Origin of the sequence: Limimaricola litoreus (assembly GCF_024159025.1) — a bacterium.
Classification (GTDB): domain Bacteria; phylum Pseudomonadota; class Alphaproteobacteria; order Rhodobacterales; family Rhodobacteraceae; genus Limimaricola; species Limimaricola litoreus.
This window is the reverse complement of record NZ_JAMYXC010000029.1, coordinates 22,502-36,330: the sequence shown is the minus strand read 5'-3', so window position 1 is coordinate 36,330 and position 13,829 is coordinate 22,502. Positions and strand designations below refer to the sequence as shown.

Annotated in this window: 12 protein-coding genes; 6 read left to right on the top strand and 6 right to left on the bottom strand. The window is 64.2% G+C overall.

All coding sequences use genetic code 11. The features are described 5' to 3' along the window. Window positions 1-21 precede the first annotated feature (21 nt). Complete coding sequence (locus tag NHG85_RS02205) at window positions 22-1,356, top strand: aminotransferase-like domain-containing protein (RefSeq protein WP_253329399.1); 1,335 nt, start codon at window positions 22-24, stop codon at window positions 1,354-1,356. A 726-nt stretch (window positions 1,357-2,082) separates the two neighbouring features. Further along, the gene (locus tag NHG85_RS02200; protein ID WP_253329398.1) at window positions 2,083-2,283 is read left to right on the top strand and encodes a hypothetical protein; all 201 of its coding nucleotides are present in this window, start codon (window positions 2,083-2,085) and stop codon (window positions 2,281-2,283) included. Between the two features lie 422 nt (window positions 2,284-2,705). Here the strand turns inward: NHG85_RS02200 and NHG85_RS02195 are convergent, their stop codons facing one another. The 4 genes from NHG85_RS02195 to NHG85_RS02180 form a co-directional block, all read right to left on the bottom strand. Then, a complete protein-coding gene (locus NHG85_RS02195) occupies window positions 2,706-3,059 on the bottom strand; it encodes a helix-turn-helix domain-containing protein (protein ID WP_253329397.1) in 354 nt (117 codons plus the stop codon). A gap of 120 nt (window positions 3,060-3,179) precedes the next feature. Beyond that, on the bottom strand, window positions 3,180-4,592 hold the full coding sequence (locus tag NHG85_RS02190) for a hypothetical protein (protein ID WP_253329396.1): 1,413 nt from the start codon (window positions 4,590-4,592) through the stop codon (window positions 3,180-3,182). Further along, window positions 4,589-6,535 (bottom strand): hypothetical protein, encoded by a 1,947-nt coding sequence (locus tag NHG85_RS02185; RefSeq protein ID WP_253329394.1) that lies wholly within the window; start codon window positions 6,533-6,535, stop codon window positions 4,589-4,591. The genes NHG85_RS02190 and NHG85_RS02185 overlap by 4 nt, the downstream gene beginning before the upstream one ends. A gap of 135 nt (window positions 6,536-6,670) precedes the next feature. After that, entirely contained in the window at window positions 6,671-7,033 is a 363-nt protein-coding gene (locus NHG85_RS02180) for a hypothetical protein (protein ID WP_253329392.1), read from the bottom strand. Window positions 7,034-7,671: 638 nt separating this feature from the next. Between NHG85_RS02180 and NHG85_RS02175 the strand changes: the two genes are divergently transcribed. Further along, window positions 7,672-8,418, top strand: coding sequence for a hypothetical protein (locus NHG85_RS02175; protein WP_253329390.1), 747 nt, complete (start codon window positions 7,672-7,674; stop codon window positions 8,416-8,418). Window positions 8,419-8,673: 255 nt separating this feature from the next. Here NHG85_RS02175 and NHG85_RS02170 read toward each other — a convergent pair whose 3' ends face one another. Beyond that, window positions 8,674-9,042: a hypothetical protein gene (locus NHG85_RS02170; protein ID WP_253329388.1), complete on the bottom strand. Its 369-nt coding sequence runs from the start codon at window positions 9,040-9,042 to the stop codon at window positions 8,674-8,676. A 242-nt stretch (window positions 9,043-9,284) separates the two neighbouring features. On the opposite strand from NHG85_RS02170, the gene NHG85_RS02165 reads away from it, so the two are divergent. From NHG85_RS02165 to NHG85_RS02155, 3 genes are all read left to right on the top strand, one after another. Then, window positions 9,285-11,120: a hypothetical protein gene (locus tag NHG85_RS02165; RefSeq protein WP_253329386.1), complete on the top strand. Its 1,836-nt coding sequence runs from the start codon at window positions 9,285-9,287 to the stop codon at window positions 11,118-11,120. A 249-nt stretch (window positions 11,121-11,369) separates the two neighbouring features. Continuing rightward, window positions 11,370-11,603: a helix-turn-helix transcriptional regulator gene (locus NHG85_RS02160; protein ID WP_253329384.1), complete on the top strand. Its 234-nt coding sequence runs from the start codon at window positions 11,370-11,372 to the stop codon at window positions 11,601-11,603. Between the two features lie 23 nt (window positions 11,604-11,626). Then, window positions 11,627-12,922 carry a type II toxin-antitoxin system HipA family toxin gene (locus NHG85_RS02155; protein WP_253329382.1) on the top strand — a complete coding sequence of 432 codons (1,296 nt, stop codon included), beginning with the start codon at window positions 11,627-11,629 and terminating at the stop codon, window positions 12,920-12,922. 90 nt (window positions 12,923-13,012) lie between these two features. On the opposite strand, the gene NHG85_RS02150 is transcribed toward NHG85_RS02155, so the two are convergent. Further along, window positions 13,013-13,414, bottom strand: a complete 402-nt coding sequence (locus NHG85_RS02150) for a hypothetical protein (RefSeq protein WP_253329380.1) — start codon at window positions 13,412-13,414, stop codon at window positions 13,013-13,015. Between the last annotated feature and the right edge of the window lie 415 nt (window positions 13,415-13,829).

The window sequence follows — 13,829 nt, the reverse complement described above, 5'->3', positions numbered from 1 at the left end:
TGTCATAGATACAGTGGGATCATGAAGAAAGCCCGATACATCCGCCTTGCCGACATGCTCTCGACCGCCATCAGCGAAGGCAGGTTGGCTCCGGGCACGAAGCTGCCCACGCATCGCGCCTTCGCGGAGCAGTTCAAGGTGGCCTTGGCCACAGCGACGCGTGCCTATGGGGAGCTTGAACGTAGAGGCCTGATCGTCGGCGAAGCGGGGCGCGGCACCTATGTGCGCGATCCCGGATTGCCGCCCACGCTCGGCGTCCGACAGACAGCCAGCGAAGGCCTCGTCGACCTGGTCTTCAACATGCCGGGAGACTCAGCCGATGCGGAGATGCTCCGTGCGGGTTTGCGGCGACTTGCGGCGGCGGGCGACCTCGAGGCGATGCTGCGCTACCAGCCGCATGGCGGGCGGACCCACGAACGCCGGATCATTGCCGAAAGCCTCACCTCGACCCTTGGTCCGATCGACCCGGAATGCCTTCTGGTCACGTCTGGCGGGCAGCATGGGCTTGCAACCATCGCCCTCGGGCTCTTTCGACGCGGCGAGAGGATTGCGGCCGACACCCTGACCTATCCCGGCTTCAAATCCGTCGCGGCGTTGCAGGGCCTCGAGATTGTCCCGGTCGAAGGACGGCGTGGTGTGATGGACCCGGACGATCTGGAACGACAGTGCCATGCGAGCAAACTGCGGGCGGTCTATCTGATGCCAACCGTTCACAATCCCCTGGGCGCGGTGATGGACGAGGCGACACGCCGGCGTTTGATCGAGATCGCGCGCGAGCACGACCTCCTGATCATCGAAGACGCTGCTTACGCATTTCTGGAACCGGCCCCCCCGTCGAGCTTTGTTTTCCTCGCGCCGGAGAGGACTGTCCATGTAGGAGGCTTTTCCAAGAGCCTCGCGACCGGGCTGCGTCTGGGCTATATGATCGCCCCAGCGCACCATACGGACCGGCTGCTCGAGGCGATAAGGGCGACGACCTGGAACGCCCCGGCGCTGATTTCCGGATTGGTCACGGGCTGGGTGGAGGACGGCACGCTGATCCGCTCCGAGGAGAACCGAAGGCGGGACGGTGCGCAGCGACAGCAGATCTGGCAGGCCGCTTTCGGTGGATCGCCCATCCTTTCGCATCGCAACGCAGGCTTTGCCTGGTTGCCGCTCGAAAAAGGTGTTCGGGCGGAACCCATCGTCGCACGTCTGAAGGAAAACGGAATCTCCGTGTCGGGTGCAGAACCTTTCGCGACGACCGTTGCCGTGCCTCAGGCGCTTCGTCTTGCGTTCGGTGGCGTGCACAAGGACGACCTGAAGGGGATCTTCCAGATAGTCCGGGAAGTCGTTGATGAGGCTTCCAGGTCCTGAGAATATTCGGAAAGCCGGCATTCGTGCAGCCGCAGCGAAAGTTCGCCGGGTCCGCTGAGCGGACATCGAGCACTTACAGACGGCTTCGTCGAAGTTTACACCGCGAAGTGGGGGAAGCCGGTTTCGGTCGATCCTTCTCCTTTGGCTCAATAGGTGCGGTGCCCTTGAATAGACGCAACAATGCAACGCTTCGGGCCGAGAGGAGTGCCAAGGAGACACAATGTCATGCCAAGCGCGTTCCCTCATGTGCTCCAGCTACTCAGGATTCTCCGGCAGTCAGGCGGTGCTGGCTGGCTCATAGAATTTACTTGCAGAGTCGTTGACGCCTCGACCTCCGGAAAAAGAGTAAAACGCACATCCTGTCGGGGATCTGCCGCCGCTCGCACCGAGAGTCCCGAACATTTCGCCAATGAATGTTCGGGGCCGGCTGTGCGGCTGACGAGGAACTGCCGCCATGGCGGGATTTCGACCATCGATCTGTGCGAACGTGTCCCGCGATCGGTCTGAGGTCGCGGAGAATGGATCGAACCGATCGCCAGTCGCGCCAGCAGGCATCCTGTCAGACGCCTCGTGCCTGGACTTCGGATGTCTGTCGGGGCCCGCTCGGCATGGTGGCCTCAGGCGCGAACATCACTTATCGAACCAAACCGCTTTGTCGTTCCTGCCATCGAACCAAGCTTCCTCCTGAGGCGGCACAACGCCGTAACTGAAGGGGACCCAACCCCCATGACCACCAAGTATCCCCACATCAAAGTCAAGTTGATCGGCGAAGATGGTAATGCCTATGCCATCGTCGGTCGGTGTCGCCAGGCCGGCCGACGTGCCGGACTGAGCAATGACGAACTGTCTCGTTTCGTCGATGAAGCATTCTCCAGCGACTATGACAACGTCATCATCACGGCATTGCGCTGGTTCGCTTGCTATTGAGGACGCCATACGTTTCCCGTTGGTGCGGGCGGCAGGGTGCCGCCCGACGCCGAGGGGCGTGTGAAATGCCGTTCCATTCTGCCTGTCCGGAAAAAGGATCGCTGCGTCTACTCGACGGATCATGGTGGCAGGGGTAGGGCAGTCGGGATCGCCGACAGAGGCGGTGCTGAGTGAAACTCAGATTGATCCAGCACTCGTTCGCCACCCATACCCAAAGGGGGTGTCCGCAGATCGTGTTGGATCGGTAGGCGCCGCTGCCTCTGCGCGCCCGTTGTGCTGTCGGCCAAGGGCGGCTTGCTCGCCAAAAGACGATACATGGGGGCGGACTGGCTCGCTTCGCTCCCGAGTATTGTGTCGGCAATACCGGTATGTAAGCGGCAATACCGCGTACATACCGAAACACAGTCGGCCAACGCGATCTGCTAACCCTCTCTACCAAAATACCATTTCAACCATTCCTCGGCGTCGACCTCAGCGATACGGACGCTGCCGAAGACGTTGCGGGTGGGCAGGCCCTGTTCGACCCAGCGCTCCACGGTCCGCACGCTGATGCGCTCCTTGGCCGCAAGACCACTCTTGCTCAGGAGGGGGGCCTTGTAGAAGGCGGCACGATCTCCCTTGGGGGTTGGCCCCTTCTCCACGGCCCAGAGATCGGGCCAGCGGCAGCGCCAGTCGCGGTTTCTCTTTGCCCCCCGCAAATTGCCCAGCTGGAGGTGGTGCCGCACGGTGCGTGGCGAGAGGTCGAAATGCGCTGCGACCTCATCGGTCGTGAGCATATACTCGTGGGTCTGTTCCATGAGAAGCAGATTGGCCCCGCGAGAGCGGAACCAAAATCTTCAACGCGAAAAAATTTCAGGCGCCGAATGGAAGGCGCGCACGGATCGCCGACGATCCTCTTAGCCGGACGCCCCTGCCCGGACGGCCATCCACTCCCGCTGTGCAACGGTGTCGGAGCACAGCGCCCGGTAAGCCTCGCCCGCCTGCCGCGTGGCATGGCCGAGCAGCGACGAAACGATGTCCGGTGCCTTCGCGGGATCGTGCAGGCGCAGGTAGTCCGCCGCCAGGGTGCGCAGGTCGTGCAGCGGTATGCCAACCACCGCCTTGACCTTTTCGCTTGGCCATTTCGATGCGTAGGCGTCTGATGAGAATGTCAGCCAGTTCAGCCCCTGCAGCGCGTCATGGCGCTGCTGGACCTGTCGGCCTGGCCGATCCCCGAGGATGTGCAGGTCGAGCACCAGTCCAACCTCGGGCCAGAGCGTGCCGGCATCCTGCCAGTGACCGGTCTTGCCTTGCCGCCAGCGCAACCGCCAGTCGCCACAGGGGTCGCGCAGGAGCTCCTCCCCGATCTTCCAGGCCGCGACATCGCCGGTGCGGGCGGGCATATTGACCGCCACCGCGAGGATTGCCGACGCCGCGCGCGCGATCTCCGCCTCCGATCGCCAAGCGGGCAAGGCGGCCGCGCGCTCGATTTCATGGGCGATGACGCGCAGAATCTCGGCGTAGCCGCCCTTCTCGTAAAGCGCCTCGATCCGGCTGGTCTTGCGCTTGGGGGCCCGCCTGGCCTTGCGCTGCAGCTGCGACCGCACCGCGCGCAGCCCCTTGAGGGCCGCCGGCTCCAGCTCGCCATGCAGGCCAAGGCTCACCAGCGCGCCGATATAGGCGGCCGCACTACGCGGACCGATGCCGGTCACCTCTTTGCCCTGCCCCGCGCGCGCCTTCGCGGCTTTGCCGCCGCGCTCCTGGAGGATTTCCGCCAGTTCCCAGGCGAGCAGCCAGCCGAGCCGCGGTGGGCAGGACAGATCCGACAGCATCTCGGCACATCTGTTGATCGAGGCGATGTGCCTGGCGATAGAGCTGTCGGCGATCGGCGCCGCCCGCAGGCCCGGCAGCAAGGCAAGCCAGGCGTCCGGCCAATCGCGCGGCTGCGGTAGCTGCGACGTTGCACCCTGACGCTCTTTCCGCACCTGTGGTTGCCCCGCGGGATCCTGTTGGTGAGCCGCCCCCTTGCCACTGGGTCGCGCGCGGTAATGCGCCTGGCGCAGGGCCCGGCCCTCGGCGAGCCCGACCTCGGGCGCATGCCGTTCAAGCACACGCAGCAGCAGGCCCAAGGTGGACTCGCTGCCGCAGGCCGCCTCGAAGCTCGCCCGCGTGGGCGCATCGAAAAGCTCGCCGCGCTCGTCCAGCACGGCAAAGAACCGCGCCACTACGCTGATCGCGCCGGCCGGCAGAGCGGCGCGCGCCGCAAGCAGCCGGTTCCTGATGTCCGCAGGCACGCCGGCAAGGCGCGCCCGGGCGATATCGTCCTTCATCGACGATGCCTCCTGTTCAATGTCTTGAAGAGATCGGGATGCGCCGCGAGCATCGCCGCGCGGCTCTGGCGCGCCGCCGCTTCGCCATTGTCGCGTCCGTAGTGCTGGCGGGCCGTGGCCTCGGTGTTCCCGAGAATGGCCGATACCCGCGCGTAGTCGCCCGGGTGCGCGGCCAGCGTCAGCAATGCCACGACATGCCGCATGCGATGCGGGGTTTCGTGAACACCGAGCTCCGCCGAACTATCGCGCCACAGGTCGAGAAAGGAGCTCGGCGCATAGGCTCCACGCGGCAATGCCACCGGATCTCCTTTGTCGGGCTTGGGGAGGGCCGCGCCGGGGAAGAGATAGACGTTGTCCGGATCGAGATCCTGCAGGGCGATCATCTGCGGCCGCCATTGGTCGAGCCATTCGCGCAAAATCTCCGCGTCGGATCCGGTCACGTCGACGGTGACATCGCGGACGTTCTTCACCTCCCATGGGGCGTAGCGGAAGGTCAGCAGATCCTTCCGGGGCGAGACGCGCTTCAGGTTCGCATGCGCATCATCCTTGCTGGCGATGCGGGTATGGCGCAGGCAAGTGGGCCGCAGCGGTCGCGACATCTGCAGTGCATAAGCGGCCGCCCCGGCGAAACGGCGCAGCGCGCTGATCTCCCCGTCACGATCCCCGGCCGACTGGGCCGCTTCGACATCCCGCCGTGCGGCCTCGGCGATGCGGCCGGGTGCATTGGCCCAGATGCCTGCGAGCGCCGGCTTCTGCCGCAGCATCGCGGCAATCCGGTCGACCTCCATCAGGATCCCGGCCCCGCCGCGATCCTTCTTGAGCTTGAGGCGCGGCATCTCGTAGTGCTGCTGGCCCAGGAACTTCAGGATCGCCACGGCGCGCGCGTCCTCGAGCCCGCGGCGCGCCAGCGTGATCAGCGCCATGAGGCGGGCCTTCAGCGTCGTGGAGTCGAGAGGATCGCGCAGGTCGGCTGCGTCCTTGGAACGCGCGATCTGGTCGCGGATCGCGGTCTCGATGGTGGTCCGCTCGAAGAGCTGACGCAGGTCGCGCAGGTCCTCGGTGTCGCCTCCGGCATCTTCCCACGACCGCACCAGCCAGCTTACCGCCTCGCGGTAGCGCGTGCGCGCCGCCGTGGGCTTGCCGACCTCGCGGCTCTTGCTCTCGGCCATGGCATCGGCTTCGGCCATGACGGTTTCCGGATCCTCCCCGGCCTCGATCCGGGCGAGAAAGGCTTCGGCATGATCGCCGGCCCCTTTCAGGCAGGCATCCGCCGCCGCCTCGAACGAGTCGCGGAACGGTTTTGGCAGCCCGTCCCAGTCCAGCTTGCGCGCCCGCGACGAGCCTGCCGGAGAAACCAGGGGCACCAGCGGCAAGAACTCCCGCAGCACGGGCAGTTCGTTGGTCAGCCGGTGCAGCTCCCCGAGGAACGCGACGGCCCGGCGCAGCCCCTTGCGCTTGCCTGCACTCATTTCGGCGCTGATCCGGTCGATCTCGCCCTGAGTCAGCGCTTCGGGCGCAAGACAGGCCCGGGCGCGCAGCACCCACAAGCTGCGGTGCTTTCCAATGTTCCAGCGCGCGCCGGAGCCGGGTGGGCCTTCCTCTGCCGCGATGATCTCGATCAACGCGTTGTAACGCGCCCGCACGGCCGGGTCGGTGGGCCCCGTGTTGGATCGGGCGATGTGGTAGCGGCGCAGCAGCGAGCGCAGCCGCGAGTCCTCGCGCGCGCCGCTCTTGGCCATGTCCCGCGCCCGGCTGACCAGGGCATGGCCCTGCCCGGCGATGCGGCGCTCGAAATGGCCGAGATCGGCCGGGATGGTGCCGAGATCGGCGTCCAGGAGCCCCAGCCGGGCCGGCACGCGCAGCAGCGCGCGGATGGCGTCCGACGCCTCCTCCTGAGCCACGGCCCAGGTGTGAACGTCAGCGAGAGTGTCTGCGGTGGTCATCGTCATCTCCATTGAAGCGAGGCCGCTGCGGCCCCTCATTCGGGAGGGGGTCGCAGCGGCGATCGCGAAGGAGATGATTCCCGCCGGGGGGTGTTTCAAAATCTATATGTAATTCAGTTTGGTAGCCGGTGTGCTTCAGGCGGAGTAGTAACACAACAGGAGCGTTGAACCCCCGACGGCAGTGCATAGCCTCTCAATAATTCGCCGGTAAACCGGCCGGAGTTCCGAGATGTTGTGGTCGTCCTCGCAGTCGCCGCAGATGCTTTCAAACACCGCCTTTGACAGCGCCGCTTCCGCGCGCACCACCTCCTCGTCATCGATACCCCACTGGTGGGCCACTCCGTTGATCATCCACTCGTCGACCAGGAAATCGGTAAAGGGCTCCTCGAAAGGAGGAGGATTGAAGTTGAAGAAGCTGGTGGCGAACGCATGGTGCTTGCGCAGGCTCGCGATCTCGGTCTTTGCGCGACGTTTGACGAAGCCCATATCAAGGCCCATGAATTTATCCTTTCGTTTTCAGTCTCGTGATCGGGAAGAGGGTCCGCGATGGCGGATCCGTCGTCATGCCCCGCTGGCATCCGCCCGACCGGGTGGAACTCTCCCGGCAGGCGGGATCTGGGTTCAGGGCAGAAAGTCGGAAACAAACCACCTGAAATCAGGTGGGCATGCTTTGACGCGTCAGACGATTGGATCAAGAGAAGGGTCTGCGATAGTGGACCGTCCCGCCCTGCAGAACACTGCACCTACCGATCAGTTGACGGGTGTCACCTTTCCTGGCTGGTAAGGCCTGCTACAGCCAAAGACTTCTGCTGGCTTGCAAGGGAAAGGTTGAACCGCCTTCTTTGAAGAGAAAGCGGGGACGAGAAGCTCCTCTAACCCCCCCGCAAAGCCATTTCAGGGGGTTCTTATCATTCCCCGTATTCCCCAACTTCAGGGCTCAAAAAGCGAATGAAAGTGGACAGATGCGGGCCCTGATGAGGATTTCTGGCAGGCCGTTGATGCTGGGAAACAGGCTCAAGAAGAGGCGCGGCAGGCGCTTGGCGGCATGCGGCCGCCTTCCAGAGGCAGCTGGCATTTTTGCACCTTCACAACTCGAACCCATCTCGCTCCCGGATTGAATTGAAGGAGAAAAAGCGGTGAGCAATGGGAAGTTCAGAATATCGGAGAGTGTCGCGGAGCTGACGAAGCAGCTCATCCTGACGGTGCCAGCGCAGAAGCTGTTCTACGCGCTGATCCACGAACAGGACCAAGAGGAGAATGGCTGGCGAACGGGCGAGGACTGGATGGAGTTTGCGTGCCGCCCCTGCCATCGCCATGTGAGCCGGTTTCGTGCACTTGGATGTGCACCTCGCACGGGCAATCTGCGCTTTTTTCAGAACGCGGTGCCGGCGCTGGCCGAGGTGCCGGCGCTGTTCGAGCATATCGAGTTGTGCCCACGCCGCAGGACTGTGTCGTGGTGCTTCGGTCTTCGGATGCATGCGCTGATGTCGGACATGAATGTCTACGGGCTGATGACTCTCTCGGATATCACCCTGCTGTCGCGGGACCTCGATCTCGCCCTGCTGGCGCAGATCACGCTGCACCGGAAGAAGAAATGGCCTGAGTTCACCCTGTTCCAAGCGAACCCCGGTTTCGAGGAGTTCGAGGGTCAGAGGTGCCCACCGCAGATCGATCTGCGCGCGACCCGGGCGCGTCTCGAACCGGCCTTGAGCAAATGGGCCAGGCACACGGGCTATAAGTTCATCATCGGCTACGAGGAGGATCGAGGCACGCAGGCCTATCGTCAGGCCCGGATCCGGTTTCGCACAGACAACACGCGCTGGTCGCAGGATGAGTTCAAAAAATTCCATCCAAACACCAAGGTCATCATGGTCAATGCATGAGCTCGGTCTGCAGGCCTCTCGTCCAAGGCCGACGGCAAGCATCCGAGCAGCCGTCTCGGACCGGTATCATTGGCCCTGTATGGAAGGTCTTGTTGCAGGGTGGTGTCACCGGATCGCCCATGCGCACGGGTCTTCCGAAGGCTCCAATCTGGTCAGGAAGCCGACGAGAGCCTCATGAACTTGCTGGTGTAAGTCGATGTCACCTGGAGGGTCTGCCCAGCCGCTGGCGCCCCCTGCCTGTCCGACCAGCCCCCCTCATGCGTAGCCCCCTTGAGTAACCCGGGAGACGTAGGACGCCACTGCCCCGCCGCGATCCTCCCGCAGCAGGTCCGCGGCGGTCCGGCCGCCGAAGGACGGAAGGGGCTGTGTCGAAGCCCAAGCATAGGCCCCGTGGAGTGAGCCGGCCCAGGGGGCGACTTGCGCAAGGATCTCGATCAGATCCCAGAGGCGGCGCTGCGTATCCGGCCGTGATGGCTCGCACAGCGCGTCCTCCGGCAGGCCAAGAGCGAGCGCGAGTTCGGCCCGGCTCAGGCGGAGCTCATCGAGAAGGTCATCGATGGCAACCCTGCCATCGGGCCGGATCAGCTCCTGCGCGGTCGGGAACGGAGGGAACGGGTCAGCCATGCCGAGAAGCATAGGCTCCTTTCGCGGCAAGCACAGCCACCCGCAGAAATCAGATGAAACCTTCCGTCCTGACCGTGCATGGCCCCGGTGGGCCAGCAGACCACACGACATAGGATACGACTGGAAAAAATCTTGGACATACTTCAAGACATTGAAACCTAATGAATAATTAGAAACAAACCCGCTTCTGGGTTCGGGTCGCCGGATCAATTTCCCTCTCACATCAACGAGGGACACGATCCATGACCACCAACACCAAGGCCGCCGACACCCGCCACGTTTCCATTGCCGAAAAGATGAGCCAGTTTTACACCAACAGGCAGCTCGCGGCAGCAATCGTGAAGCAGGTCAAGACGCGCTACGACGCCAACCCCTTCGAAACGGATATCGATCCCTCCGCAGGCGAAGGTGCCTTTTCGCATCCTCTCGGGCCGGACTGCATCGCGCTCGACCTCGACCCCAAGGCGCCGGGCATCGTGAAAGCCGACTTTCTGAACTGGACGCCCGCGGCACCCACCGGTCGCTGCCTCGTCATCGGCAACCCGCCCTTTGGCGAGAAGGCGGCGCTCGCCTTCCTCAACCATGCCGCCGGCTTCGCCGACGTGGTCGTGTTCATCCTGCCTGCGACGTTCCGCAAGAAGACGCAGCAGAACCGCGTCGCAAGGAACCTCCACCTCGTGCACGAAGAGGAGGTGCCCCAAGATGCCTTCATCTTCGAGGGCAAGACCGTTGATGTCCCTTGCGTGCTGCAAATCTGGGAACGCCGCTCGGAACCGCGCCAGCTGCACACTTTGGAGACCACGCATCCGCATTTCGAACGCTGCAGCCAGGCCGAAGCGGACCTCGTGATCCGGCGCGTGGGCGCGCATGCCGGTCAGCTGAAGCCGTTCGAGACGCAATGGAGCGCCCAGTCCAACATCTTTCTGCGGGCCACCGGCTGCAGCCCCGAAGAGCTGAAGGCCCGGTTCGCGCGGCTCGACATGGCGGGGCATGCCCGCAACGGCGTCGGCGGTGGCTCGATCAACATGAGCGAGATCGTTGCGCTCTACGAGGCAGCTCTGGCGGAGGAAGCTCGGACCGTGGCGGCCGCCCCTGCAGTGTCGATGCCGCGGCAGAGCGCACAGGCGGTGCCCGCCGCCCCTGAAGCCCTGCCGATCGAGCAAGCTGACAGGACCGCGCAGCGGGCAGCGCTCGGCGAGCCAGCACATTGCGAGACCAGTGGCGGCCCCGCGGCGGTTGCGGTGAGGTCCGACACGTTGAAAGCCGATACCCCTGTGCTGTCCGGCCAGGTGGTCATCGACGACATTTCGGGAGGTGCACCGGCTCGGGAAGCCATCGCGCGTTTCAATGCAGCCGCGGTGGAGGCACAACTCATCACGATCAAGGTGCCGCTGAGCTTCCGGAAGACGAGCGTGCAGAACCAGCTCGACCCCGCCTTCCATCTCGTCAACGACATCGACGCCACGGTGCAGATGTCGGGAGCCAACGGCCGGCCGCACGAGCGGCGGTGCGCGACCCAGACCTGGGAGCGGCGCGTGGAGCCCCGACCGCAGCGCGCACGGGAAACGCGGCATCCTGACTTCGAGTTCTGCGGTCGGGCTGAGGCCGACTTCGCGATCCAGCGCGTTGGCGCCAATGCCGGGCGCCTGAAAACGCTGGAAGAGGCCGGCAGCACGCAGTCGCATCTGTTCGTGCGTGCCGTCACCTGCAGCGCAGCTGAACTTCTGGCACGCTTCAAGACGATCGACTTTGATAATGTGCGGCGCAACACGGCAGCCATGCCTTCGGTCGCAAAGACGGAAATCGTCGCGCTTTACGAGGCCGTCCGGCGCCTTGCCGCTACGGCGGCGGACCAGAGCGCGGCCGATCCCTCCCTGGTTCTGCCAGGCAATCCCGGGGGTCCCATGGGCTTGGTGGCGGCTGCATCGCAGCGGATCATTTCGGGTCGCGCGGCAATGCGGTCCCTCACGCATCTCACCACGGTCAACCGCCCGGACACCCGGACGCGGGACGAAGCTCGACCGGAGGCTCTCGTTGCTTCGGAGGATCCTGACGCGATCACCGGTGCGGCAGCGTGAGCTTCGAGGGTCGGAGGGCATGGCCGTTCTCCGACCGCATTGGAGCGCCGGGTCTGGTGAGTGTTGCACTTGGCGCGCTTCGACCGCCTTTCCAAAGGATCGATCTTCAAGACATGTTTGGTATAAATTATAAAATCTACATGTCTGTAGTATATCGCCTATGCTACAGAGATGGCATAAAAGTCAGATGCTACAAGCATGGCATGCGAGGCAGGTATGGACGCAAGCATATTTCGGGACGTGAAAGCCTTGGGTCAGCAGCTCCGCCAAGCGCGCAAGGCGAAGGGCTGGTCGCAAGGCGATCTCGCCCGGCGGGCAGGCACGGACCCGCGCCAGATCTCGCGGATCGAGACGGCGGCCCATGAGCCGAAGCTGAGCCTGCTGCTCGCCGTGGTAGCGGCGCTCGAACTGGACCTCGGCCTCGTGCCCCGGCGTGGGGCGTCCCTCCAGACGGCGCGACCGAAGCCCGAGGACATCTTCTGATGGGGCGCAGATCGCTCACCCGCATGCTTGACGTCTATCTCAACGGGCGGCTTGCGGGCTATTACGGCTATCGCCCCTCCGCCGGCGCCAGCTTTCGCTACGACGACACCTGGCTCGGCTGGGAATTCCGCTTTCCAATCTCGCGCGCCCTGCCCCTGATGTCGTCGACCCAGACCGGGGACTACGTAGACGCGGTTTTCGAGAACCTCCTTCCCGATGTGCCCGAGCTACGACGAGCGATCGCTGAGCGCACGGAGGCGCGCAGCGATCGGACCCACGATCTTCTTGCCGCGATTGGTCAGGACTGCGTGGGGGCGATGCAATTCCTGCATCATGGGGTAACGCCGGCCGACCCGTTCCGGATCGAGGGCACGCCGCAATCCGAGGCCCAGATCGCGGAGACGCTCAGATCGCTCAGCACGACGCCGCTCGGCATCAATCCGGACGAGCCTTTCCGGATCTCGCTGGCGGGCGCGCAGGAAAAGACGGCCTATCTTCGGCATGACGGTGCCTGGTTGAGGCCGACCGGGCTGACGCCGACGACGCATATCTTCAAACGCCCCATGGGCGTAGTCGGCGGCGGTCTCGATCTCACCCGCAGCGTCGAGAACGAGTTCTTCTGCCTGCTTCTGGCGCGGGAAATGGGGCTCGAGGCAAACCATGCCGAGATCCACCATTTCGAGGAGCAGATCACGCTCGTGGTCGAGCGGTTCGACCGGCGGCCGCGGCGGGCGGGCGGACTGGTGCGGGTCCCGCAGGAGGATTTCCTGCAAGCCATGGGCCGCTTTTCCGGCCAGAAGTATCAGCAGCACGGCGGGCCTTCAATGGCGGAATGCTTCGCGCTGCTGCGGCAGTCCGACGATCCGATTGCGGACCAGGCCGCATTCCTGAAGGCGCAGCTCTTCAACTGGATGATCGCTGGGATCGACGGGCATGCGAAGAACTTCTCGATCTTCCTCGAAGGAGACGGATTCCGGCTGACGCCGTTTTACGACATTATGAGCGCGGCGCCGCAGCAGCTTCGCTCGACGTTCCGGCACAAGGATCTGCAGCTGGCCATGTCGGTGGGTCGGCGTGGTCATTACCGCCTGGATCGGATCGTGCCACGCCATTTCGATGAGACAGCGCAGAAGGCCGGCGTCCCCCTGGAGGCGCGACGACGCGCGTTCGGAGACCTCGCAGCGGCAGCGCCCAAGGCGCTCCGCAGCGCCCCTGAACAGCTGCCTAAGACATTTCCAGCGGAGCTCGCGGAGCAGATCGTGGCTTATGCCACGGATCGCCTGCGGCTGCTGAAGAACTATTCCGAGAGCCTGGAGTAGACCCGGCACGGAGGCGGCGAAACCGGAGGTATTCTCCTCCGGTTTCAGATGACGACCTGACGCCGAGGGGCGGGGCCGACCGGGTCAGGGTTAGAACGCGCGTGCGGCCTCGCGTTCGGCCGTCAGGCGATCGGCGTAGCGCTCATGGCAGTCACAAAAGTGCTTGTAGGCCTCCGCCACGCGACGCAGCTCATCGAGGCGAGGCTCCCAGAGAAGATCGTCATACCGCGTATCCTCTTGCATCGCGCGATCGCCGTAGCCTGCACGCTCCGTGTTGAGCACGCGACGCAGCGCCTCGCCCATGGCGGTCACTCCGTCGAGATCGACCCCCTTGAGCAGCCGACCCGCCTCAAGTTGGTTAAGCGTGATGGTCCAGGAGGGGCGTGTGACCCTGTGGGCTTCGATCCCGGCATCGTGCCAGAGGCGCGCGAAGGCGCGGCCGCTGCGGATGGCGTGAAAGGCGAGGTCTTCGAGGGAGTTGGAGGTCGTCATGGGTCAGGTCCTTGTCTTGAAAAAGATCGAAGGTCCCGAGGTCGACGGCTTTGCAACCGCGTGCCGTTCTCCAGCGGATCAAACCGGTCGAAGCAGACCATATTCCGCTGTTCGCCTCGGGCCTTCGTCAGGACAGGCCTGAGACGAACGGGGGAATATGAGCGGGCGCAATGAGTTCGGGGGGCATTTCTCAAGCAGCGCGGCGACCTGCACATGCGCGCAATCACGAGATCGTCGCGAGCGCGCGCCATGTGCCTCAGCCGGACAGCTATAGCGGGACCGTTGAACCTCCCGACTCTGAATCGTCGACCCTGGCGAAGCAGGCCCGCCGTGGACGTTCTCCGGTCTTCCTCTACCTCGATCGAGAGAAAAGGAGGATATCTATGTCGTCCGCAGCAAGGTCATCATGCTGATA